Source organism: Aureimonas mangrovi (assembly GCF_014058705.1).
GTDB classification, from domain to species: domain Bacteria; phylum Pseudomonadota; class Alphaproteobacteria; order Rhizobiales; family Rhizobiaceae; genus Aureimonas; species Aureimonas mangrovi.
The window spans coordinates 205,623-229,146 of the sequence record NZ_CP059692.1 but is presented as its reverse complement, the minus strand read 5'-3'; the positions used below and the strand labels follow the sequence as shown (position 1 = coordinate 229,146).

Genomic DNA, 23,524 nt, shown 5'->3' with positions numbered 1-23,524 from the left:
GCGCCCGGCAGCGGATAACCACCGGGCGCCTTCTTTTTCACATCAGGTCTTCGAGGCGGATCGGCAGGCGGCGGATGCGCTTTCCGGTGGCGTGGTACACCGCGTTGCAGATGGCCGGCGCGACGCCCACGATCGACAGCTCGCCCACCGCCTTGCCGCCCAGGGGCGTCGCGTCGAAGTCCGGCACGCCGACCGAGATCGTCTGAATCTCCGGGACGTCGGCATTGGTGGCAATGCGATAGTCGGCGAGATTGGCGCTGAGGATGCGCCCGTTGCGCGGGTCGACCACGCCCTCCTCCAGGAGCGCCATGCCGATGCCCATTACGATGCCGCCCTTGAACTGGCTTTCGGCGAGCTTGGGATTGTAGAGCCGCCCGGCATCCATCGCCGAGACGACGCGCGACACCCGCACCGTGCCGAAATCCTCGTCCACGCGCACCTCGATGAAATGGGCACAGAAGGAATGGCGCGAATAGGGGACGTTGGTGCCCCGCTCCATGCCGGCCGTGGAGGTGAACATCGCACGCCGCTCCTCGGGCGTGCGGTCCGCCTCCGGCAGCGTGTCGCGTGTCACCTCCAGCACCTCGCGGCCGAGCGCCTGCATGAAGGCGCCGAGCGTCATCCCCTCGCCGCGCGGCGGCGCGATGCGCCCGCCCTCGACGGACAGCGTGTTGGCCTGGTCGCGCAGCGGGGAGGCGGGGTCCGACAGGCCGAGCGTCACGAGTTCCTCGCGCGCGGCCTGCGCCGTCTTGTGGACCGCGCCGACCATGAGATTGGCGAGCTGCGAGCCGCCCGCGACGGGCGCGCGGCCGAGCGTCGAATCGCCGAGCTTCACGCTCACGTCCTCCACCGGCACGCCGAGCGCGTCGGCGGCGGTCTGCGCGAGGATCGTATAGGTGCCGGTGCCCATGTCGATGGCGCTGGACAGGACCTCGACCTTGCCGTCGTTCAGAACGCGCACGGTCGCCTCTCCGGGGCTGGAATAGACGGGGTGCGTGCCCACCGCCATGCCCCAGCCGATCAATTCACGCCCCTGCCGCATCGAGCGCGGCTCCGGCGTTCGGCGCGACCAGCCGAAGGCCTTCGCGCCTGCCTCGTAGGCCTCGCGCAGGCGGCGCGAGGACCAGGGCTTGCCGCTCTCCGGGTCGGTCTGCGGCTCGTTCTTCAGGCGCAGCGCCACCGGGTCCATGTTCAGCGCGATCGCCAGTTCGTCCATCGCGCTTTCGAGCGCGAAGCCGCTCGGGTTCTTGCCGGGCGCGCGGAAGGCGCCGGGCATCACCGTGTTCACCGGCACGATGCGCTGGCGCGAGCGAAGGTTCGCCACCGCGTACATCATCGCGGTGACGACGCCGAGCGTCTCGACGAAGTTCTTGGCGCTCGCGGTTTCGTTCGCGCCGTCATGGTCGATGGCGAGAAGCGTGCCGTCCGCGGCCGCGCCGAGCCGCAGCGTCTGGTGCGTGGCGGGGCGCCCGCCATAGGCCGTGAAGGTCTGCTGGCGCGTGACGGCGAGCTTCACCGGCCGGCCGAGCACGCGAGCGGCGATGGCGGCCACGCCCGAGTGCGGCAGCACCTGTGCCTTGGAGCCGAAGCCGCCGCCGACGAAGGGCGACACGATGCGCACGTTCTCGAAGGGCAGGCCGAAAAGCTTGGCGTAGTGGCTCGCCATGCCGTCGACCCACTGGCTGTGCTCGTAGACCGTCAGACGATCATCGGCCTCCCAGTGCGCGATCAGCCCGTGCGGCTCGATCGGCAGGTTGTATTCGCGCGGCGTGTCGTAGCTCGCCTCGATCGTGACGGGCGCCTCGGCGAGCGCCTTGTCGACATCGCCCCAGTCCTTGTCCATCGGCACGGGGTTGCCGGCGCCGGCGCGCGGATCGCCAAGGCCGGCGATCACCGGCTCGGCTTCGATCTCGACGCGCACGAGGCGCGCGGCCTCGCGGGCCTGCTCGATCGTGTCGGCGACCACGGCTGCGACGAGTTCGCCGTTGTGGCGCACGTGCCGTGCGAAGGGCGTGTCCTCGTCCTCGCGCGGCGCGTTTCCGAAGAAGTCGGCCTGCGGGACGATCTTCGGGCAGTTGGACGCGTCGAGCACGAGGCGCACGCCGGGGCTGGCCTCCGCCGAAGAGCGGTCCACCCGCACCACGCGGCCCGCGCCCTCGCTCGCCTGGACGATGACGCAGTGGAGCGGGTTTTCCACCGGATGCTCCAGCGCGTAGCGCGCCGCGCCCTGCACCTTGGCGGGGCCGTCGGCGCGGATCAGCGCGCGGCCGAGGCTGCCGCCGTCGGCGGCGTCGCCGCGTTTGGTCTGCGGTTCGACCAGGCTCATTGCAGGCCTCCGATCTTCATTATGGCGCGCGCGACGACGCGGGGGACGAGTTCGATCTTCCAGGCGCTGCCCTCGACGGGCACGGCCCCCTCCATCGCAAGCGCGCTTGCCTCGCGGACGGTCGCCTCGCTCAGCGTGCGTCCGGCAAGCGCCTTCTCGACGGCGACCGCGCGCCACGGGCGCGTGGCGACGCCGCCGAGCGCGACGCGCGCCTGGCGCACCGTGCGCCCGTCCTCCTCCAGCTCCAGCGCCACGGCCGCGCTCGCCGAGGCGAACTCGTAGGACTGGCGCTCACGCACCTTCAGATAGGTGGAGCGGGCCGCGAGCTTGGTGCGCGCGACCTCGATGGCGGTGATCACCTCGCCGGGCTCCAGCACCGTCTCGCGCTGCGGCGTGTCGCCGGGCTCGAGGAAGAGGTCGGCGACGGGAAGCGCCCGCCGGTCTGTGCGGATGAGCGCGTCCAGCGCCGTCAGCGCGACGGCGAAATCGCCCGGATAAAGCGCGATGCAGGACGGACTGGCACCGAGGACGGCATGGGCGCCGGCCGGGCCTTCCAGCGCCGAGCAGCCCGAGCCCGGCTCGCGCTTGTTGCAGGCCGGGTAGGCGGCGGGATCGCGATAGTAGGAGCAGCGGGTCCGCTGCATGAGATTGCCCGCGAGCGTCGCCATGTTGCGAAGCTGGGCGGAGGCGGCGAGCTGGAGCGATTCCGCCAGCGCCGGATAGTCGGCCTGCATGCGCGGGTCTGCCGCCACGCGTCCCATCGTGGCGATGGCGCCGAGCGTGACGCCGTCCGCCCCGTGTTCGACGGCGTCGAGGCCGGGAAGACGGGTAATGTCGACGAGGAGACTCGGGCGCAGGACGTCAAGCTTGGCGAGATCGACGAGCGTGGTGCCGCCGGCGAGCAGCATCGCGCCGGGCTCGGCACTGCGGGCGCTGGCGTCCTTCAGGCTGGCCGCGCGGGCATAGTCGAAGTCGATCATGCGGCCTCTACCTTCGTTTCGGCGGCATGCGTTCCGGCCGCCTTGCGCACGGCGGCGACGATGCCGTTATAGGCGCCGCAGCGGCACAGGTTGCCGGCCATGTATTCGCGGATCTCGGCGTCCGAGCCCGTGTGGCCCTCGCGGATGCAGGCGACGGCCGACATGATCTGGCCGGGCGTGCAGTAGCCGCACTGGAAGGCGTCTTCCTCCAGGAAGGCCTGCTGAACGCGGTGGAGCACGCCGTCGCCGTCCGCCAGGCCCTCGATCGTGGTGATCTCGCGCCCTTCCGCCTGAACGGCGAGCGTCAGGCAGGCGAGCGTGCGCTCTCCGTCGACATGCACGGTGCAGGCGCCGCACTGGCCGTGGTCGCAGCCCTTCTTGGTCCCGGTGAGAGCGGCCCTTTCGCGCAGCGCGTCGAGAAGCGTGACGCGCGGCTCGACGGACATCGCGTGCGCGGCGCCGTTGATCGAAAGCTCGATCTGTCGAATATGGTCCATGAACATCGTCCCCATGATGCGATCGCATCGCCCGGCGCGGCCCGGCGGCTGTGGCGGGCGCGAGGGCGGACATCGATAAGCGGAGGGGCCTCCGCTTGCACTGGAGATAGACCCGGCGCACCGCGGTTCAAGGTTCGATGAGAAAGATTCCAAGAAACAGCGGCGAGGGCAAGACGCCGGCATCCGGTCCGGGAGCGGGAAAGGCGGCGCGGCCGTTGCGCGCCGACGCGCGCGCCAACCGCGACAGGCTGATGGCGGTGGCGACACAGGCCTTCGCGCGGGACGGCGTGGAAACCTCGCTGGAGGGGATCGCTCGGGAGGCGGGTGTCGGCATCGGCACGCTCTACCGCCATTTCCCGACGCGCGAAGCCTTGGTGGAGGCTGCCTATCGCCGCGAGGTGGAGGCATTGGCGGCAGCCGCCGTCACGCTGGGCGAGGCGCATGCGCCGGATGCGGCGCTGGCGCTCTGGATGCAGCGCTTCGTGGACTACATGGCCACCAAGCGTGGCATGCGCGAAAGCCTGAAGCGGCTGATGGAATCCAACTCGCCGCTGTTCGCGCAGACCTCGGGGCTGATACCGCAGGCGCTGGGCGGCCTCGTCGAGGCGGCTGCGGCGGCCGGGGCGATCCGCGCCGACGCCGATTCCGGCGACGTGATGCACGCGCTTTCGAGCATCTACTCGGCCTCGGACGGGCCGCAGTGGCGCGAGCGCTCGCAGCGCCTCGTCGGGCTTCTTATGGACGGCCTGCGCTACGGCGCGCCCGGCGAGCGACAAGGCCCGCCGGGCGCTTGATCACTTACTCGGCGGCGACGCGCTCTGCAGCCGGCAGATCGGCGACGAGGGCGCGCCAGCGCTCGTCCTCGGGCGCGGCGCGCTCGCGCACGCCGAAGAACTGAAGGATCAGCGTTCCGGCCGCGTCGTAGAGCTCGATCGAGGTGAGGTGGCCGTGGGCCGTCGGCTTCCTGACCGCGAAGGCCTCGGCGATCAGATCCTCGCGCAGATGCAGGTCGAAGCCGGGGTCGAGCACGTTGATCCACGGCCCCATCGCCTTGATCCGCTCGACCGGGCCGGTGTGGATCTGGATGCAGCCGCGATTGCCGACGAAGACCATGATCGGCAGCTTCTCTTCGGCGGCGCCTTCCAGGACGGCGCGCGCCGCGCCCGGCGCCAGCGCGCGCACGTTCGCCTCGCCCATCAGGGGCAGCGCGCCGCGCCGGTCAAGCCCGTGGCGGCGCAGGAGCGGCACGAATTCGTGGACATCCGCCATGCCGGCGAAGGCCGTGCGGAAGGCTTCGGCCTCCTCGGCGCTCGGCTCAGCCGGGCGCGTGTCGTCATAGGGCTCGAAGGCGGGCGGCTCCTCGCCGGCCGGCGCGCGAAAACGCTCGACGAGGGAGGCGAAGGCTGCCGCGTCCGAGGCCGGGCGCAGATGGATCTTGATCACCGCCTCGCCGGCCGCGTCGAAGATCTGGATCGAGCGGCGAGGGCCCTTCTCGTCCGGCAGTTCCAGCGCATAGGCGTGGTGCCAGTGCTTGAGGAACAGGCGCAGGTCGAGCGGCGGGTGGACGACGAGGCCCATCGCGCCGGAGATGGAAATGCCGCCAAAGGTGCCGACGATCTCGTGGACGGCGGCCTCGTTGCGCGTCAGCGCCATCACCTCGCCCAACGCGGGCAGCGCCTCCAGGATAGCGGCCATCTCCGGGCGCAGCCGTACGACCTCCGGGCCGTCGTGGCGTGCGAGGAGGCCCGCTTCCGAAAGGTCGAGCTCTTTCGCCAGATCGCGCGAGCGCCTGCCGGTGGCGTAGAAGGGGACGGTGTTTTCGCTGAACGGGGCGGTATCGGACAAGGTGAGGTTCCTCAGAAGGCGGCCGCGACCTGCGGCAGGATGAAGGGTGTGGGGGCGTCCGGCACGGCGCGCACGCCGATCGACACGCCGAAGACGCTTTGCAGGAGCGCGTCGGTGAGGACCGCGCCGGGCGCGCCGTCCGCCGCCACCTCGCCTTTCGACAGGACGACGATGCGGTCGGCGAAGCCGGCGGAGAGGTTCAGGTCGTGCAGCACCGCGACGACCCCGCCGCCGCCGCGCGCGAAATCGCGGGCGATGGCAAGGACTGCAAGCTGGTGGCGGATGTCGAGCGAGGAGATCGGCTCGTCGAGGAACAGGAAGCGCGCCCGCCCGCCATGCACCGGCGCGCCGATCTGGCACAGGACGCGCGCCAGATGCACACGCTGCTGCTCGCCGCCGGACAGCTCCTGGTAGAACCGTCCCGAAAAGCCCGCGAGGTCGACGCGCGACAGCGCGGCGAGGATGTCTGCGGCCCGCCCGCCGCGCCCGCCGGCTTCCAGGCCGAGGCGCACGACTTCGGCGACCGTGAACGGAAAGGCGAGCGCCGAACTCTGCGGCAGCACCGCGCGCCGGCGCGACAGGGCGAGAGGCGAGAGGCGGGAAACGTCCTCGCCGTCGATGAGGACGCGGCCACCGTCGGCGGCGTGCTCGCCGGTCATCAGTTTCAGGAGCGTCGACTTGCCGGCGCCGTTCGGACCCACGACGACGGTGAGCTCGCCGGCCCTTATCGCGATATCGGTCGGGGCGAGGGCGAGATGCGTGCGGTGGCGCACGCTCGCCCCTTCGAGCCAGATCGTATTCGCCTCAGACATCGGCGAGGCCCCGGCGGCGCAGGAGGATCCACAGGAAGACCGGCGCGCCGATGGCGGCCGTCAGGATGCCGATCGGCAGCTCGGCCGGCGCGACGAGCGTGCGCGCGGCCATGTCCGCCACCAGAAGCAGGCTTGCGCCCGCAAGCGCCGAGGCCGGCAGCAGCGCGCGATGGTCCGGCCCGATGGCAAGGCGCAGGAGGTGCGGCACGACGATGCCGACGAAGCCGATGGCGCCCGACACCGCGACGGCCGCGCCCGTGGCGAGCGCGACGAGCACGATCGTCAAGCGCTTCAGGCGCTGTACGTCGACGCCGAGATGGTAGGCCTCCGCCTCGCCGAGCACGATGCCGTTCAGACCGCGCGCGACGAGCGGCGCCAGGAGGAGGGCCGCGACCATCATCGGCGCGCCGGCCGCAAGCTTGCCCCATGTCGCGCCGCCCAGGCCCCCGAGGCTCCAGAAGGTGAGGGTGCGAAGCTGGTCGTCGTCGCTCATGAAGACGAGGAAGCCCGTGCCGGCGCCCGCGAAGGCGCCGAGCGCGATGCCCGCGAGCAGCATCAGCGCCATGGAGGAGCGCCCGGCGCGCGTGCCGATGCGGTAGATGAGGAGCGTGGCGGCAAGGCCTCCGAAGAAGGCCGCGACGGGCAGCGCCCAGATGCCGAAGAGGGCCGCGAAGGGTGCGAGCACCGAGCCCGACAGGACGATCGTGGCGACCGCCGCGAAGGCGGCGCCCCCCGAGACACCGACGAGGCCGGGATCGGCCAGCGGATTGCGGAAGAGCCCCTGCATCATGGCCCCGACGGTGGCGAGCGAGGCCCCGACGAGGGCGCCGAGAAGCATGCGCGGCAGGCGGATCTGCCAGACGATCACCGTGTCGGCGAGGCTGGAAGCCTGCCCGTTCGGGCCTGCCAGCAGGATGCGCGCGACCGTGCCGGGCGGCAGCATGGCCGGGCCGACGGCGAGCGCGCCGAGCGCGGAGACGACGAGGAGGAGGCCGAGAAGCGCCATGGCGACCCGGGCGCGCGCGCTGCGGTCTCCCGCAAGACGAAGACGCGCGGCGGCGGGGGCGCCGGCTGTCGCCTCAGCGGGCAAGGCCCGCCTCGGGATAGAGCTGGGCCGCGAGCTCGCGTACCGCGTCCGGCGTGCGCGGGCCGAAGCCGAGGAGGTAGAGCGCGTCCATGCTGATCACGGCGTTGGCCTGGCCGGCGGGCGTTGCTGCGAGAGCCGGCACGGACAGCGGATCAACGGTCGAGCCGCCCCGGCTGACCACGAGGATCACGTCGGGCGCGAGTGCGGCTGCGGCCTCGCTCGACAGCGCCTTGTAGCCCTCGACGTCGCCGAAGACGTTTTCCGCGCCGGCCATCCGGATCACGGCATCGGCGCCGGTTCCGCTGCCCGCCGCGTTCGGCCGCCCGTCCGCGAGGGAAAGGATGAAGAGGACGCGCTTCTTCTCGCCGACATTGGCGAGATCGGCATCGAGCGCCGCGAACTTTTCGGCGACCTCGCCGGCCATCGCCTCGCCGGCCTCCTCCTCGCCGACAGCCTGCGAGACCGCGCGGATCTTGGCCAGCAGATCCTCGACCGTCAGCCCGGTCGGCACGTGCTGCGTGGCAACGCCCGCCTGGTCGATCAGCGCAACGGCCTCCGGCGGGCCGGCGCCCTCGTCCATCAGGATGAGATCCGGCGAGAGCGCGAGCACCCCTTCGGCGGAAAGCGCGCGCATGTAGCCGACATCGGGTTTCTCGGCCAGCGCGCGCGGCGGGAAAAGGCTCGTCGTATCGACCGCGACCACGCGATCTTCCTCGCCGAGCGCGTAGAGGATTTCGGTGACGGCGCCCCCGATGGAGACGATGCGCTCGGGCGACGCGACGGACTGCGCGAAGGCCGGCGCCGTTCCGAGCGCTGCGGCGAGGGCGAAGCCGGCGAGAAGACGAGAGCGCATCGTGGCTCCTTGGGCTGGAGGGCGGGGACGATGGCGCCTCGATAGGCCCATCGACTTTCATGCGTCAAGCAAATACGCACGATAAACAAGTCTAGAACCGTTCCAGATTAGAGTAAGTCTAGATTGAAACGTCTCCAGAAAGCAAATTGTAAGTTGACTCTAATTGATGACTCGCAATAGACGGCCGTTTTGTGACCGTGCGTCAAGTCTAAATCTGGAACGATTCAAAGGTCGACGATCTGGGGGGATCGCCGCTGAGGAATGTCCGGGGTGCATTCAGAGGGGTCTTCGTTATGAACAGGGTATTGGCCGGATTGTGGATCGGCGCGGCTTTCGGCGCGCTTTCGGTGGGCGCGGCCAGCGCCCAGACCGTGCAGACGGTGGCCGAAGAAGCGCCGGACGGCACGGTCGTCCTGCGCGAAGTGGTGGTGGATGCGGGCACCGAGGGCGCTCAGGATGGCGCGGCCGGAACCGTGACGACCTCGACGACCACGCGTGAGACGATCGACAACCAGCTCATCGATTCCATCGACGATCTCGGCCGCAGCCAGGAGGCCGGCGTCACCTTCAACCGCAACACGCGTTCGGTGAACATCCGCGGCCTTGAGGGGCCGCGTGTCCTGACCACGATCGACGGCATCCGCGTGCCCTATCTGGCGGACGCGACACGCGGCGCGACCGGCGGTGCCGACAGCTTCGACTTCAACACGCTGTCGGCGCTCGACCTGACGCGCGGCGCCGACCCGATGCTCGGCTCGGGCGCGCTCGGCGGCGTTCTGGCGCTGCGCACGCTGGACCCCGAGGACCTGCTGCTCGGCGGCCGGCAGCTCGGCTATTTCACGAAGAACGGCTACGATTCCACCGACGACAGCTGGTTCACGAGCCATGCCGGCGCCGTGCGCCACGGCGATACCTACCTGCTCCTGCAGGGCGGCTATCGCGGCGGCAACGAGACGGATACGCAGGGCACCTTCGATGGCTACGGCGCGACACGCACCGCGCCGAACCCGCTCGACTACGACCAGTACAACGTCCTCGCCAAGCTCCACCAATATGCCGGCGAGGGCCATCGCTTCGGCATCACCGGCGAAATCTTCAGCCGCGAAGAGGACATCGACACGCGGACCTCGCAGGGAACCGGCCCGCGCGACAACTACCGGCCGGGCGACCATGCCTCGGGCGAGGACGTCAGGCGTGAGCGCATCACGCTCACCTACGACTACGCGACGCCGGAACTCGGCACGGCCTTCGTCGACGAGGCCTCGGCCGTGCTCTACTACCAGAAGGACGAGCGCAACTCGACGGTCGACGCCTACCGCTCCGTCTCGGTCGTCGGCCCCTATGGGCGCGACAACAGCTACGATGAGGAATCCTTCGGCTTCAACGGCTTCGGCTCGCGCACCTTCATCACCGGCGAGGTTTCGCAGAAGCTGACGCTCGGCACGGAGCTTCGCACCACGACGACGACGCAGTATTCGGCCGGCTACGACAATTGCAGCGTCGTCTTCGTCTCCACCTGCAACAACCTCCACACCAACCAGGCCGACACGCCCGAGGTCGACGGCAGCGCGGTCGGCTTCTACGCCGAGAACGAGGTCGGCCTTGCCGGCGGTCGCCTGCGCATCACGCCGGGTCTGCGTTTCGACTGGTACGAGGAGAACCCGCAGCTGACGGCCGAGTTCGAGCGAAGCGCCGCGTATGATGGCACGCTGCCGCCTTCGTCCAGCGACACGGCAGTCTCGCCAAAGCTGCTCGTCGAATACGACCTCCTGCCCGAGCTGACCGCCTACGCCCAATGGTCGCGCGGCTTCCGCGCGCCGACGGTGGGCGAGCTCTACTCGCGCTTCGGCGCGGTCGGCACCTATCTGCGCGGCGGTAACCCCAACCTCGAGGCAGAGACAAGCAACGGCTTCGATGTCGGCCTCAGGTTCGAGCGCGAAACCTACGGTGCCAACATCAACGTCTTCCACACCGACTACGAGAACTTCATCGACGTGGTGCAGCTCTCGCCGTCCTGCTTCGTGGATCGCGTCAACTGCAATCCGCTCTACCCGCAGGGCGGCGTCTCGACCTATACGAACATCCCGGATGCGCGGATCTCGGGCGTCGAGCTCGGGGGCTTCGTTCGCTTCGCGGACTACTGGACGGCGCGGGGCTCGCTCTCCTACATCGAGGGCCGCAACCGCACCGACGACGTCTATCTCGACTCGATCTCGCCGTTGACGGCTATCCTCGCCCTCGGCTACGAGCGCAACCAGTGGGGCGGCGAGGTGTCGACGAAGCTCGCCGCGCGCCGCGACAAGGTGGACGAGGGCGTCGAGACGCCGGGCTACGGCATCGTCGACCTAACGGCCTGGTACGAGCCGGAGGCGCTTCCGGGGCTGAAGATCGCCGGTGGCGTATTCAACATCCTCGACCAGACCTATTACGACGCGGCCAATATGCCGCTGAGCCCTTCGCAGCCGGACCTTTACTATTCGGAGCCCGGCCGCGCCTTCAAGCTCAACGTCTCCTACCGCTTCTGACGGACTGCGTCGGCGGGCCGCATGCGGCCCGCCGTTTTCACATCGCGATCAGGACCTGCGGCCGGCGAGCTCGCGGTAGAGCGCGGCATAGGCCGCGCCCATGCGCTCGGCCGTGAACAGCGCCTCGTAGCGCAGACGCGCCGCGCGTCCGAACGCCGCGGCGCGCACGGGGTCGGCGAGAAGCGCGTTCATCGCCCCCGCCAGAGCCTGCGGATCGCGCGGCGGCACCACGATACCGGTCTCGCCATCGGCGTTGACGTAGCTCGTTCCCGAGCCGACCTCGGTGGAGATGAGCGGGCGCCCGGCGATCGACGCCTCGAGGAGGGCGAGGCCGAAGGCCTCGGACCGTTCGCTGGCCGGAAACACGAAACCCGCGCAAAGGCCCAGAAGAGCGTTCTTGTCGGCGTCGTCCACCGCACCGACGAAATGCACGTTGGAGAGGCCCGCGCCCTCGCCCTGCGCCTTCAATTCGGCCTCCATCGGGCCGGCGCCGACGATGACGATCTCCGCCGGAACCAGCGGTGCCGCCTCAAGGAGATATTGCAGCCCCTTGTAGTATCGAAGGACGCCGGTGAAGAGAAAGAACGGGCGCGGGAAGCGCGCGCGCCACTTCGCCTCCGACTGTTCGTCCGCGGCCTCGATGTCGGCAAGGCCGATCGGCACGACCGCGACTTTCTCGCCATGGCGCCGGAGCACCGGGCTCGTCCGCGCATAGGCCGGTGAGGTCGCGACGATCCGGTCGACGCTTTGGAGGAAGCCGTGCATCAGGGGCGCGTAGAACCGGCCCAGCAGGCGCTGGCGCACGACGTCCGAGTGGTAGGTCACGATACTGGGCTTGCCGTGCCGCGCGGCGAAATGCGCGACATCCATCATCGGCCAGGGGAAGTGATAGTGCACGATGTCCGCCTTCTCGGCCGCGCGGGACAAGGCCGGAATGGCGGACAGGGACAGGCCCGTGGAGGCAAGTTCGAGGTCGAGCCGGGCCTTCGGCGCCTCGTGGCCGTCGAAGGTGACGGAGCGGGCCTGCGGGGCGCGGCTGAGCGAGAGGACGGTGGTGCCGACGCCGTGGCGCGCGCTCGCGCTGGCGATGGCGTGGATGGTGCGCTCGACGCCGCCGAAGCTGTCGGGCCAGTAGGTCTTGAAGAAATGCAGGACATGCATCCGCTGGTTCAGCGCCCTTTTCTCATCGCGATCGCCCGCTCGAACACCTCGATAAGGGCATCGGCCGAACGGCGCCAGGTAAAGCGCGCGGCGTTCTTCCGCGCATGGGCGGCCAGGTTCGCATGCAGAGCGTCGTCACAGGCGAGAGCGCCGAGGCCCGCCGCGATCGAGGTCTCGTCCGTCGGGTCGATTAGAAGACCCGCCTCGCCTGCCACTTCGGGCATGCTCGAGCGGTCGGAGGTCAGAACCGGGACGCCGCGCGCATGCGCTTCCGCGATCGGCAGGCCGAACCCCTCGTAGAGCGAGGGCATGGCGAGGAAGCGCGCGCCCGCATAGAGCGCGGCGAGGTCGGCATCCGGCACGAAGCCGGTCAGGCGCACGTCGCCCGCAAGGCCGAGTTCGGTGACGAGCGCACCGAGATCACGTTCCCCCCAGCCGTGGCCGCCGGCAAGGACGAGCATGCAGCGTTGGCGGATGGCGGCCGGAAGCCGCGCATAGGCGGCCAGAAGCCGCGGCAGGTTCTTGCGCGGCTCCAGCGTTCCCACGAAGAGCGCATAGGGCCGGTCGATGCCGTGGCGCGCGCGCGCCGCGTCCGCATCCGGGGCGAGCGGGGCGGGCATGTCGACGCCGGGATGGACGACCGCCACGGGCTGCTCGAGCGCGCCGAAGCGCGCGCCGATGTCCTCGGCCGTTGAAGCCGAGACCGCGGTCACGATGTCGGCCCCGCGCACGGCGCTGCCCATGAAGAGGCGCTCGCCCATCAGGCCGCGTCGGCGCATCGTCTCGGGCGCGTGGACCCAGACGAGATCGTGGATCGTCACGACCCGGGCGATCCTGCGGTCGAGGCGGCCGGGCAGGCGGTGCGCCGGGCCCCAGAGAACGTCCACGTCCTCATCAAGGGCCGCCTTGGGAAGCGCGCCGTGGCCCCACAGGACACGTGCGATCGGCCCCCTGAAACGCCGGGTCCGGACGCAGACGCCGCTGATCTGCGGGACCTGCGCGTGGGGCGGCTCGGGCAGATAGAGCCGCACGTCGCAGCCAGCGGCGGCGAGCGCCCGGCTCGTCTGCGCGACGACGCGCGCGATCCCGTTCATGCCCGTGACGAGGTTCCGGGCGTCCACGCCGATCCGCATCCGGCTCCCTTCAGTTCGGCGCAGCGCAGGCTGCGCGCTTTCCTGCCGTGCGAGGGCGGCATAGATTGGGTCGACGATGGCCGTTCGATGGCCGCCTCGAAACCCGCGCCGCAGCGCCCCGGCCGCGACGCCTCATGAGCCCCTGCATTTGCCTGTAAACCCCGCGCCCGTCACCCCCCTGAACGATCGGAACACAAGGCGGGATCCTGCGCGGGTCGTGGTCTTCGTCCATATCCACTACGAGGACGTCTGGCCCTCCTTACGCGCGCGCATCGAGAAAACGCTCGACATTCCGTTCCGACTGCTCGTGACGGCGAGCCGGCCCGATGTCTCGATCAAAAGGCCCGAAACTCCGTATCTTAACGGCTTCACGCTCCTGACGGTGGAGAACCGCGGCCGTGACGTGCGCCCGTTCCTCAAGGCGCTCGAAGCCGCGGGCGAGTTCGATCTCGGCTTGAAATTGCACGGCAAGCGCTCCGTCCACCGGCCGGACGGCGACGCCTGGCGCGACTGGCTGGTGGGCGAACTCCTTCCGGAGACGGGCGCCCGGCCGATCGTCGAGCGGATGGCCGCCGATCCGCGCCTTGCGCTTCTGGCGCCGAGCGGATCGCTGCACGCGACCGCACGGCTTCTCGGCCCGAACGCGGCGGTGACGCAGGCCGTGGCGGCGCGGCTGGAGGACGGCGGCGCGGCGCTGCCGAAGACGACGCCCTTCTTCGCGGCCGGCACGATGTTCTGGTTCCGCCGCGATGCCTTCGATGGGCTCCGGTCGGCCGCCTTCGACGATCTCTTCGCCGAGGAGGCGGGCCAGATCGACGGCACCGCCGCGCATGCCTTCGAACGGCTCTTCGCTGCCATCGCGGAAGGGGCGGGCAGCCTCGCGGTCCCGGTGGACGTCGCGCTCACTTCGACGCTCGATACGCCCCGGGCGACGATCCGCGCCGCGGTGCTCGCCAGCGTCGATACCGATCGCACCTTCAACCGCAAGCCCGATGCGCTGACGGGCTTCCTCGTGCGACGCCTGCCCTTCGTCGTCTCCGTGTTCCGGGGGCTTCCCGGGCCGGCGAGACGGGCGCTGAAGGCGCTGATGCGTCGTCGTTAGCACGCTCTGAGGCCCCAAACGAAAACGGGGCCCCGGAGGGCCCCGTCCTTCATCCATTCGGCTGCGATCAGGCGACGAGGACGTCGTCGATCGCGCGACCTTCGTAGATGCCGAAGGTCAGGTAGTGAGTGAGCGGGTTGAAGTCGCCCGCGGCCGCCACGTCGTCGTTCGCCGCCAGATAGGCCGAGCTGTCGAAGGCGGCCGAGGGGTCGCGGCCCTCACGCCAGCCGAAGGTCTGGTAGTGCAGGAGCGGGTTGATGTCCGATGCCGCCACGTCGGCGTTGTTCTCGAGGTAGTAGGACGTGTCGAACAGGATGCTCGTGTCGCGACCCTCGAACTGGCCGAAGATCTCGTAGTGGGTGCGGGCGTCGAAGCCCGCCGCCGCCACGTCGTTGTTGGCGAGGAGGTAGTACTGGGCGTCGAAGCCGTCGGCTTCGATCGCGTCGCCCACCGCGGTGAAGGTCTCGCGACCCTCGCCGCGCCCGAAGAGCATGTAGTGGGTGAAGGCATCGATGCCCGCCGCGGCGACATCCTGGTTGGCCTGGAGATACAGGCGGGCGTCGAAGTTCAGCGAAGGATCGCGGCCCTCGCTGTTGCCGAAGGTGCGGAAGTGCTCGAAGGCGTCGTAGCCCGCCGCCGCGACGTCGGCGTTGGCCGCCAGATACCCGACGCTATCGAAGAGGGCGTTGGGAGCCCGGCCTTCGCTGGCGCCGAAGATGCGGTAGTGGTCGATCGCCGTGAAGCCGGAGGCGTACACGTCGGCGTTCTGCTGCATGTAGAAGAGCGAGTCGAAGAGGATGTCGCCGTCGTTGACGACGATCTCGCCGTCCGCGAAGACGAGCCGGTCGATGTTGCGCAGCGTGTCCGTGCCGTCACCGACGATGGTGACGTACTGGCCGAAATCCTCGGCCGAGTAGTCGGCAAGGTTGCCGGCGAGAACGAAGCTGTCGAAGCCTGCACCGCCATCGATGATGTCGTCGCCGGGCGTCCCGACGATGATGTCGTCCCCCGGTGTGCCGACCGGCGGGAGAGCCGGCTCGAACACGGTGTCCTCGCGCAGGTCGAGGTTCTGGATGCGCTCGTCCTGAGCCTCCGGCGTGTCAGCCTCATTGTAGGCCGTCTCCGGCGTACCGTAGTTCGCCGTGATGTAGTCGACGAAGGCCTGCTGTTCGCCAAGCGACCGCTCCAGGATGGATTGGTCACGCAGCGTCGAGGCGTCGCTGAAGTCCGCCGTTTCGGGTATCACCTCGGAAAGGGTCCCGTCCGCCATGATGAAGCGGAAGTTCTCGCCATTGTCCTTGAACACCGGGAGTTCGCCGCCCTCGGCGACGAAGTTCAGGATCGACACGCGGATGAGGGACGGAGCGCCTTCCAGAATGGCGCCGTTCTCGACGATCGGGACGATCGAGCCGTCCTCGGCAATCAGCGCGACGCTCTTAACACGATCACCGGAAGCTGCGCCCTCGTCATAGGAGTAGCGCAGGCCACCCAGCTGGATGAAGGCGCCGTTGCCCTTGGTGACGCCGGCGGCGGCGTCGAGGATGTTGAGCAGTCCCTCGGCCGTCGTGTCGAAGACCATCAGCGCGTTGTTGAAGGCCAGCGCCGCGTTGGCTTCACCGCGGGTGATCTCGCCCGCATTGATGCCGGCGCGGATGCCGCCGCCGTTCTTGATGCCGACGACGAAGGTTGCATCTTCGCCCATGGTCTCGAGCGCGGCGCGACCCGCTGCGATGTTCGCGTCCGCCGTGATGTTGCCGAGATTTGTCTCCTCGGAGCGCACGCCCGGATTGCGCTCGCCGTTGAGGGCGACGTTGGTGTAGCCGATCACTTCAGAGTTGATCTCTTCCATGACGGCGTTGACCGCGTCGGTGACTTCCTTGACCGAACCGCCCCTCGTGCCGGAGGCCAGCGCGATCGTCTCGACTTCCTCGACGCTGATGCCCCAGGCCGCGGCGACGTTCTCGACCGTCGAGGCGTAGGCGCCACTGACCGCCGGATCGTAGCTGTCGGTGATGACGTTGCCCTCGGCGTCGAACTCGATCGCGAGGCGGCCGAGATACTTGTACTGGCCGTCCGTGTTGACGATCAGCGTGGTCCCGCCGGCCGCGTCCTCGATGACGAGCGGATAGGTGTCGGCGAACTCCTCGCCTTCGCGCGGCACGTCGTTCTCGTCGCCGAGACGCGTGTTGGAGCCGGCCGCGAGGATCACGTCGACGCCGGTCAGGAGCGTGGCGAGCTCACGCTCGTTGGCGATGTCCTGCAGGTGCGAGGTGAGGATGATCTTGTTGATGCCGTCCGCGGTGAGGCGGTCGATATAAGGCTGCAGATACGCGGCCAGCGCGGCCATGTCGTCCGTGCCGGCGCCCGGATCGGCCACCGTCACACCGCCCACCGAGGCGATGTTCTCGAGGATCTGCGTGGTGGCGCCGACGAAGCCGATGCGCTCGCCGCCTTCTTCCAGCACGGTGATCGGGGCGATCGCACCCGCCGGAAGCGAGCCGGCGGTCGGGATCGGCCCGGTGCCTGCGAAGGTGTCGATGAAGTTGTCCTCGAGCGAGGTGCCCTCGAAGTTGAGGTTCGCCGACAGATACGGGAAGAGCGCGCCAGTCCAGCTGCCTTCGCCCGAGATCGCCCGGTCGAAGAAGTCCGGCCCGAAGTCGAACTCGTGGTTGCCGACCGTCGAGAGGTCCACGCCGATGCGGTTGTGGATCTCGATGTCGGCCCGCCCGCCGGCCGTCACGCCGAGGATGGCGTCGAGGCGCGGATCGGCACCGGCCGAAAGGAACGGTCCGGCGATGAAGTTGTCGCCGCCCGACAGGACGATCGTGTTGGCGTATTCTTCCTCGAACGCCTCGACCAGCGCCGCCATGAGCGGAGCGGTCTCGGGAGCCAGCGTGCTGGCCTCGCCATCGGAGAAGTGCAGGATCTGGAGCGTGTAGTTGCCCGGCTGCTGGTCGGCGCCGAGGTTGAAGCTGGCGACCAGCGGGTCGTGGTCCGACGCGCGGATCGGCGAAGTGCCGTCGAAGTAGGACGGGTCGCGGCCGAAATCGGTGTTGTAATCGAGCGCGTCCGCCTCGTCGGCGTTGATGTTGCCGATCACGAAGTCCTCGACGCGGTCGATGATCCCGTTGACGTCAGCGAACATGTCGCCGCTCGCCAGGATGTAGTCGAGCGTGCCCACGAAGCCGTCGAAGATATAGCCGTAGGGGTTGTCGAGGAAGCGGGCGGCGAGGTTGACCCAGCCGGAGTCGAGCAGGTGCTGGATCGGCTCTTCGGCCGCGTAGGAGTTGAGGTCGCCGAGGATGACCTGGTTGGTGGTCGAGGAGCCGGTCGGGTTGGTCGCCAGCCATTCGTTCAGGGCGATGGCCGCGTTGATCCGCGTGCCGTTGGAGGCGCCGGCGCCGTCGTTGAGGTCGGCGTTGCCCTCGCCGGGCGAAGCCGAGCCCTTCGACTTGAAGTGGTTGACCGTGACGGTGATCTCCTCACCGGACGCGAGTTCCTCGAAGGTGACGGTGAGAGGCACGCGATTGCCGCCGGTCGCATCGAAGATGCCGGCCGTCTCGAGCATGGCGATGGCCTGGCCGTTCGGGCCGTTGCCCTCGGCGATCTGGACCGTGTCGGTGCGGTAGATCTGCGCGACCGCGATCGCGTCGTCACCGATGGTCGGGCGGCCCGGATCGACCCATGCCCAGACATCGGAGCCGGCGCGCGCGTTCAGTTCCTCGACGAGAGTCGCAACGGCGGGCGTGTTGCCCTCGAGGTCGAAGTCGTTCTCGATCTCGATCAGGCCGATGATGTCGGAATCAAGCTGCTCAAGGGCAACGAGGAGCTTGTCGAGCTGGCGCTGGTACTCCACGGCGTTGTTGGCGCCGCGCGGATCCTGGCCGTTGTCGATCGTGTTTCCACCCCCGTCCAGCGTGGTGAAGAAGTTCAGGACGTTGAAGGAGGCGACTTTCAGGCCCGTGCCGTCCGCCGTCACCTTGGTGGGCTCGGGGTTGCCGTTTCCGCGGGTGAACTCGTTCGCCTCGTTCTCCACGGAGCGCACGCGCCAGGTTGCGCCCGAAGCCTGGTTGCCGGCCCACTGGTAGTCGAGGACGCCGGTCAGGCCCTGGATCGTGTCGCCCATGCGCGGCGCGGTCGCGGTGCCGTAGTCGGGGAAGAGATTGTCGATCGGCTGGTTCTGGAAGTTCAGGCCGTCGTCATAGGTGATCGTGCGCGCGCCGGTCTCCTGCAGGTAGGCCTGGTAGGCGGCGGCGTCGGGGGTGTTGTGCTGGCTGAAGGTGAAGGGGCGCTCGCCGGTGATCGTCTCGCCGTTCGCGCCGACCTGCTCGAAGCCGTTGGTGTCGAACAGCTTGATCTCGTTGAAGCGGTCGAGCTGGAACTGCTCGGTGACCGTCATCGTGTTCGGCAGGCGGATCAGCATGCCCTCGTAGGCCTCGAGGTCGGGCTGGAAGTCGCCGTCCTGGTTGACCGTCGTGTTGGTGATCGCCGACAGGTCGACGTCGACGGCCATCGTGTTGATGTCCTCGACGGCTCCGGCCTCGACGACCGAGACGCTCTGTGCGGTGAGCTGCGTCTGGCCGAAATACTCGCCGACGACGCCCGTGACGCGCACGCGGTCGCCGATCGCGACGTCGGTGAGGAAGCTGCCGCCCTCGAAGACGAAGATGCCTTCGGAGGTCGAGGCGTCATCGTCCCAGTCGGCCTGCTCGTGCTGGAGGAAGAAGCCGCGCATGTCGCGGCCGGCATCGGCGTCGCCGTCCTGGAAGTCGCCGACGACGATGGCTTCGACCGTGACCGTCTGGCCGACCATCGGAGACGCCGCGCCCGAACCCTGGATCGCGGAGATGAGCGTCAGGTCGGAATCGTCGAAATCATCGTTGAGAATGGTCGCGGTGGCGCTCGCTCGCGTGACGGTCGCGGTGCCGCTGGTGACGGCGATCGTGCCGACGAGCGTCTCATCGGTTTCGGAGACGTCGTCGTCGCTGGCGGTGATCGTGAAGCTCTCGCTCAGATTGTCGGGCCCGAGAGTGATGACGCGGTCGGCCGGGAAGGTGCCTGCGAAGTCGTCGGCATCGGTGGTGCCGGAGAAGCTGACCGTCACCTCGATCTCTTCCGTGAGGTTGGTGGCCTCGATCGTGAAGGTGAAGGCGCCGTCGGCTTCAACCGCGCTCGCCGGATCGACACTGATCGACACGGCCGGTTCGTCGGAGCCGACGAAGGCGAAGGAACCGTCGAAGGCGACGGGCGCATTATCGTTGACGGTCCAGTTGTCGGCGTCGTTCAGCGCCGCGCGGATCGCGGCAGGGTCGCCGGAGGTCGGGCCGGAATAGAAGCCGTTGTCGACGTTGGCGATCGAAACCGCGTTGACGCCGTCCGTCAGGCCAGCGGGGAGAGCGGACGAGTTCGAGTTGGTCGCGTCGGCGTCCCAATCGGCGCCGTTGAACTGGATTGCGGAGATGAAGGCCGGCGAAGCGGCATCACCCTGGTAGGCGAGGATCTGGTCACCGGAGGTGGAGAGGTTGAAGCCTCCCTGGACGCCCTCGAGGCGGACGACCGTCCCGGCCGTCAACGCTGCTTCCGCGGTCCAGCCGATGACGCCCTCGTTGGCGCGAAAGCTGCCGTCGGCACGCCAGCCATTGTCGGTGAAGTTGATCGCGGTGCCCGCTTCAACGTCCGTCAGAAGGACGAAGGCGAAGCTCTTCGGATTGTCGGAAGCGAAGTCGACGAAGGCGATATCGCCCGCGGACAGTGTCGTCGGCATTTTGGTCTCCACGAGAAAGCGGATCCGCGCGCACGAAAGACTCGCCTCGAACGCCGGCCTGTCACGTTTGCCGGTTTCGAGGTGTCGACAGTGCTGGCTCGGATGCGCGAAAGGGTTTCGGCTTCCGCGATCGAATCCGGCTCACCGCAGCGATCGCGACGGCTACTAACCAGCTTCATGTTGCGGTTTTTTAACACGCGGACGACGAACTGACGCATCGTCAGCCGGAACGGGCGAAGGTCGCGTCCGTAATCCAACTGTCATCTGCGCGGCGTATCCCGTCGGCCGCCGGACGCCCGCCGACGGCATGCTCTTCGTCCGTTTTCCAGGTATCGCCGTGAAGAAGAAACCCATCGACGAGATCGCGAAGATCGCGTGGTCCGGCGCCTCCGGCCTCTTCTTCTTCACCTTCGTCACGAACGTCCTCCTGCTCGTGCAGCCGCTTTACATGCTGCAGGTGTACGACCGGGTGCTCGTCTCATCCTCTCTTGAGACGCTCGCCTTCATCTCGCTGATCGCGGCCGGCGCGATCCTGCTCCTGGGCGCGATCGACGCGCTGCGCAGCATCATGGCGGGGCGGCTCGCCGCCCGCATCGGGGTCGCCGGCGGTTCTTCGGCTCTTCTCGCCTCCATCGCCGGCCAGCGCGCCTCGCTCGGGGATATCCAGCCGCTGCGCGATCTGTCCACCGTGCGCGGCTTCGTCGGCGGGCGCACGCTGCTGGCCTTTCTCGACATGCCCTTCGCGCCCTTCTTCATCGGCATCCTCTATCTCATCCACCCGCACCTGTTCTGGCTGACGGCCGGCGGCGCCGTCGTCCTCTTCGCCGTCGCGTTCGCCAACCAGTGGGCCGGTGATCGCGCACTCGGCGCGTCGGGCGAGGAGAGCATCGGCGCCTCGCTGATGGCGCAGGCCTTCACCCGCAACGGCGAGAGCATTTCCGCCATGGGCATGCGCGGCAACGTCACCGAGGCCTGGGGCCGCCAGGAGGGCCGCGCGATGGCCGCGCAGGAGCGCGCCAACTCCGTCGCGTCCTTCTATGGCGGGCTTTCGCGCGTCGTGCGGCTCGGCCTGCAGATCGCCATCCTCGGCTATGGCGGCTATCTCGTCGTCACTGGCGAGATGACGGCGGGCATGATCTTCGCCGCATCGCTGATTTCCGGGCGCGGCCTGCAGCCGATCGACCAGGTCATCGGCGGCTGGAAGGGCTTCGTGGATTTCCGCGCCGCCTGGCGCCGCCTTTCGGCCGCGCTGGCCTCGGCCAAGGTGGGCGAGACGCGCACCGAACTCCCGACGCCGACCGGCCGCATCGAAGTGCAGAAGGTCATCGTGGCCGCGCGCGGCAACGAGCGCGGCGACCCGATCCTCAAGGGCGTTTCGGCCGTGATTCCGCAGGGCGCCTGCGTGGCTGTCGTCGGCGCCTCGGGCGCCGGCAAGTCGACGCTCGCACGGGTTCTGGCCGGCGCGCTCGTACCGAACAGCGGCGTGGTGCGCATCGACGGCGCCGACATGGCGAACTGGGACAGCGAGGCGCTCGGCCGCCATGTCGGCTACCTCTCCCAGGAGGTCGAGATGCTGCCCGGCACGATTGCGCAGAACATCGCCCGTTTCGATCCCGACGCATCCGACGCCGATATCGTCGCGGCCGCCACCAAGGCGCAGGTCCACGACCTCGTGCTCGGCTTCCCTCAAGGCTACGACACGATGCTCGGCCCGGGCGGCATCCAGCTTTCGGGCGGCCAGCGCCAGCGTGTCGGCCTTGCCCGCGCCTTCTTCGGCACGCCCCGCCTTCTCGTCCTCGACGAGCCGAACGCCAATCTCGACATGGCCGGGGAGCAGGCGCTCGACAGGGCTCTGGCCGCCGCCAAGGCCGACGGGACGACCGTGATCGTGGTCACGCAGCGCCGCCAGGTCGCGGACGTGGCGGATCGCATCCTGATGATGCGCGATGGCGCGATCGAGGATTACGGCACGCGCGCCGAGGTGCTGGAGCGCCAGGCCCAGCGTGTGCGCCAGGCGCAGGAAGCGGCCGCCGCCAATGCGGGCGGACAGGTCCGTCCGCCGCAGCCGCTCGTCGGCGGGCGGTTCACCAGCGTGGTCAGCGGAGGGGCGGCATCGTGAGCGCGCCGAAAGCCAATTGGGCCCGTGACATCAGGACGGGCACCCGCGGACCCGTCATCCTCGGCCTCGCGCTGACGGGCGTCTTCCTCTGCGGCTTCGCGGCATGGGGCGTCACCGCCCCGCTCGCGGGGGCGACGGTGGCCAGCGGCTTCGTCTCCGCGATGGGCCAGAACCAGCGCGTGCAGCATCTGGAGGGCGGCATCGTCTCGCAGATCGCCGTCCATGAGGGGGAGCGCGTCGAGGACGGGCAGATCCTCTACGAACTCGACCCGACGGCCGCGCTCGCCGACCGCAACCGGCTTCTCAAGCAGTCCGTCTCGCTTCGCGCGCGTGCCGAACGCCTGGTCGCCGAGCGCGACGGCGCCGAGCGGCTGGAACTGAGCGAGGCCCTCCAGACGGCCGGCGAGGACACCGGCATGACCCTGCATCTGCGCGAGCAGACGCGCGAGTTCGATGTGCGGCTCGAGCGATTCCGCCAGGAGCGTGCGATCCTGTTCCAGCGCGTGGAGGCGCTGCAGGAGCAGACCGTCGGGCTGAAGGCCCAGCAGGACGCGGTGGAACGCCAGCTCGTCGTCGTGCGCGAGGAAAGCGCACGCAAGCTCTCGCTTCTGGAGCGCGGGCTGACCGATCGCTCCGAGTACACCGCGCTCCTGCGCTCGGAGGCCGATCTCGTCGGCCAGTCCGGCCAGCTCGGCTCCAACATCCTGGCGACCAACATTCAGGTGGTGGAGGCGCACGAGCAGATCGCGCGGCTCGACACGCAACGCATCGAGACCGCCTCGGCCGAGCTGAACACCGTGCGCGGCGAAATCGAGCAGGCCGAGGAGGCGCTGACGACGGCTGTGAACGTCCTGTCGCGCACCAGCGTGCGCTCGCCGACCAAGGGCGTCGTCGTGCAGATCGCGCACAATTCGGTCGGCTCCGTCGTGCGGCCGGGCGAGACGCTGCTCGAGATCCTGCCGACGACCGACGACCTCGTGGTTGAGGCGCGCATCCCGATCCAGAGCATCGACTCGGTGCGCGTCGGCCAGCCGGCCCGCCTGCAGTTCAGCGCGCTCAACGCGCGGGTGACGCCGAGCGTCGACGGGGAAGTGGCCTACGTCTCGGCCGACCGTCTCGTCGACGAGGCCAACAATCAGCCCTACTATCTCGCTCGCATCGCCATCACCCGCGAGCTGCCGGCCGAGATCACCCGCGAGCAGGTCTATCCGGGCATGCCGGTGGAGAGCTTCATCCAGACCGGCGAGCGCACCTTCTTCGAGTATCTCAGCCGCCCGATCCTCGACAGCTTCGGCCGCGCCTTCCGCGAAAGCTGAGCGT

At 69.1% G+C, this 23,524-nt stretch carries 15 protein-coding genes; 5 read left to right on the top strand and 10 right to left on the bottom strand.

The features are described from left to right. Positions 1-37 precede the first annotated feature (37 nt). From H1343_RS01040 to H1343_RS01030, 3 genes are read right to left on the bottom strand one after another with little or no spacing between them, the layout of a single operon-like run. Positions 38-2,326 carry a xanthine dehydrogenase family protein molybdopterin-binding subunit gene (locus H1343_RS01040; protein WP_185984155.1) on the bottom strand — a complete coding sequence of 763 codons (2,289 nt, stop codon included), beginning with the start codon at positions 2,324-2,326 and terminating at the stop codon, positions 38-40. Next, positions 2,323-3,306 (bottom strand): FAD binding domain-containing protein, encoded by a 984-nt coding sequence (locus H1343_RS01035; RefSeq protein WP_185984154.1) that lies wholly within the window; start codon positions 3,304-3,306, stop codon positions 2,323-2,325. Before H1343_RS01035 ends, H1343_RS01040 begins: the two co-directional genes overlap by 4 nt. Beyond that, the gene (locus H1343_RS01030) at positions 3,303-3,803 is read right to left on the bottom strand and encodes a (2Fe-2S)-binding protein (protein ID WP_185984153.1); all 501 of its coding nucleotides are present in this window, start codon (positions 3,801-3,803) and stop codon (positions 3,303-3,305) included. Before H1343_RS01030 ends, H1343_RS01035 begins: the two co-directional genes overlap by 4 nt. A 251-nt stretch (positions 3,804-4,054) precedes the next feature. Between H1343_RS01030 and H1343_RS01025 the strand changes: the two genes are divergently transcribed. After that, positions 4,055-4,597 (top strand): TetR/AcrR family transcriptional regulator, encoded by a 543-nt coding sequence (locus H1343_RS01025; RefSeq protein WP_246333649.1) that lies wholly within the window; start codon positions 4,055-4,057, stop codon positions 4,595-4,597. A gap of 4 nt (positions 4,598-4,601) precedes the next feature. On the opposite strand, the gene H1343_RS01020 is transcribed toward H1343_RS01025, so the two are convergent. The 4 genes from H1343_RS01020 to H1343_RS01005 are packed head-to-tail and all read right to left on the bottom strand — an operon-like array spanning position 4,602 to position 8,400. Next, positions 4,602-5,648: a hemin-degrading factor gene (locus H1343_RS01020; protein WP_185984151.1), complete on the bottom strand. Its 1,047-nt coding sequence runs from the start codon at positions 5,646-5,648 to the stop codon at positions 4,602-4,604. A gap of 11 nt (positions 5,649-5,659) precedes the next feature. Beyond that, a complete protein-coding gene (locus tag H1343_RS01015) occupies positions 5,660-6,460 on the bottom strand; it encodes a heme ABC transporter ATP-binding protein (protein ID WP_185984150.1) in 801 nt (266 codons plus the stop codon). Continuing rightward, positions 6,453-7,550, bottom strand: coding sequence for a FecCD family ABC transporter permease (locus tag H1343_RS01010; RefSeq protein WP_246333186.1), 1,098 nt, complete (start codon positions 7,548-7,550; stop codon positions 6,453-6,455). Before H1343_RS01010 ends, H1343_RS01015 begins: the two co-directional genes overlap by 8 nt. Then, a complete protein-coding gene (locus H1343_RS01005; protein WP_185984149.1) occupies positions 7,540-8,400 on the bottom strand; it encodes a heme/hemin ABC transporter substrate-binding protein in 861 nt (286 codons plus the stop codon). Before H1343_RS01005 ends, H1343_RS01010 begins: the two co-directional genes overlap by 11 nt. Before the next feature lie 293 nt (positions 8,401-8,693). Between H1343_RS01005 and H1343_RS01000 the strand changes: the two genes are divergently transcribed. Next, positions 8,694-10,925, top strand: a complete 2,232-nt coding sequence (locus H1343_RS01000; RefSeq protein WP_185984148.1) for a TonB-dependent hemoglobin/transferrin/lactoferrin family receptor — start codon at positions 8,694-8,696, stop codon at positions 10,923-10,925. A gap of 48 nt (positions 10,926-10,973) precedes the next feature. Here H1343_RS01000 and H1343_RS00995 read toward each other — a convergent pair whose 3' ends face one another. Both H1343_RS00995 and H1343_RS00990 read right to left on the bottom strand, forming a co-directional pair. Then, positions 10,974-12,086 (bottom strand): glycosyltransferase, encoded by a 1,113-nt coding sequence (locus H1343_RS00995; protein ID WP_185984147.1) that lies wholly within the window; start codon positions 12,084-12,086, stop codon positions 10,974-10,976. Between the two features lie 8 nt (positions 12,087-12,094). Next, complete coding sequence (locus H1343_RS00990) at positions 12,095-13,219, bottom strand: glycosyltransferase family 4 protein (RefSeq protein ID WP_185984146.1); 1,125 nt, start codon at positions 13,217-13,219, stop codon at positions 12,095-12,097. Between the two features lie 217 nt (positions 13,220-13,436). Between H1343_RS00990 and H1343_RS00985 the strand changes: the two genes are divergently transcribed. Beyond that, positions 13,437-14,321, top strand: coding sequence for a rhamnan synthesis F family protein (locus H1343_RS00985; RefSeq protein ID WP_185984145.1), 885 nt, complete (start codon positions 13,437-13,439; stop codon positions 14,319-14,321). 67 nt (positions 14,322-14,388) lie between these two features. Here H1343_RS00985 and H1343_RS00980 read toward each other — a convergent pair whose 3' ends face one another. Next, a complete protein-coding gene (locus tag H1343_RS00980; protein ID WP_185984144.1) occupies positions 14,389-20,085 on the bottom strand; it encodes an ExeM/NucH family extracellular endonuclease in 5,697 nt (1,898 codons plus the stop codon). A 337-nt stretch (positions 20,086-20,422) separates the two neighbouring features. Between H1343_RS00980 and H1343_RS00975 the strand changes: the two genes are divergently transcribed. Continuing rightward, a complete protein-coding gene (locus tag H1343_RS00975; RefSeq protein WP_185984143.1) occupies positions 20,423-22,204 on the top strand; it encodes a type I secretion system permease/ATPase in 1,782 nt (593 codons plus the stop codon). After that, on the top strand, positions 22,201-23,520 hold the full coding sequence (locus H1343_RS00970; protein WP_185984142.1) for an HlyD family type I secretion periplasmic adaptor subunit: 1,320 nt from the start codon (positions 22,201-22,203) through the stop codon (positions 23,518-23,520). Before H1343_RS00975 ends, H1343_RS00970 begins: the two co-directional genes overlap by 4 nt. The last annotated feature ends 4 nt before the right edge of the window (positions 23,521-23,524 follow it).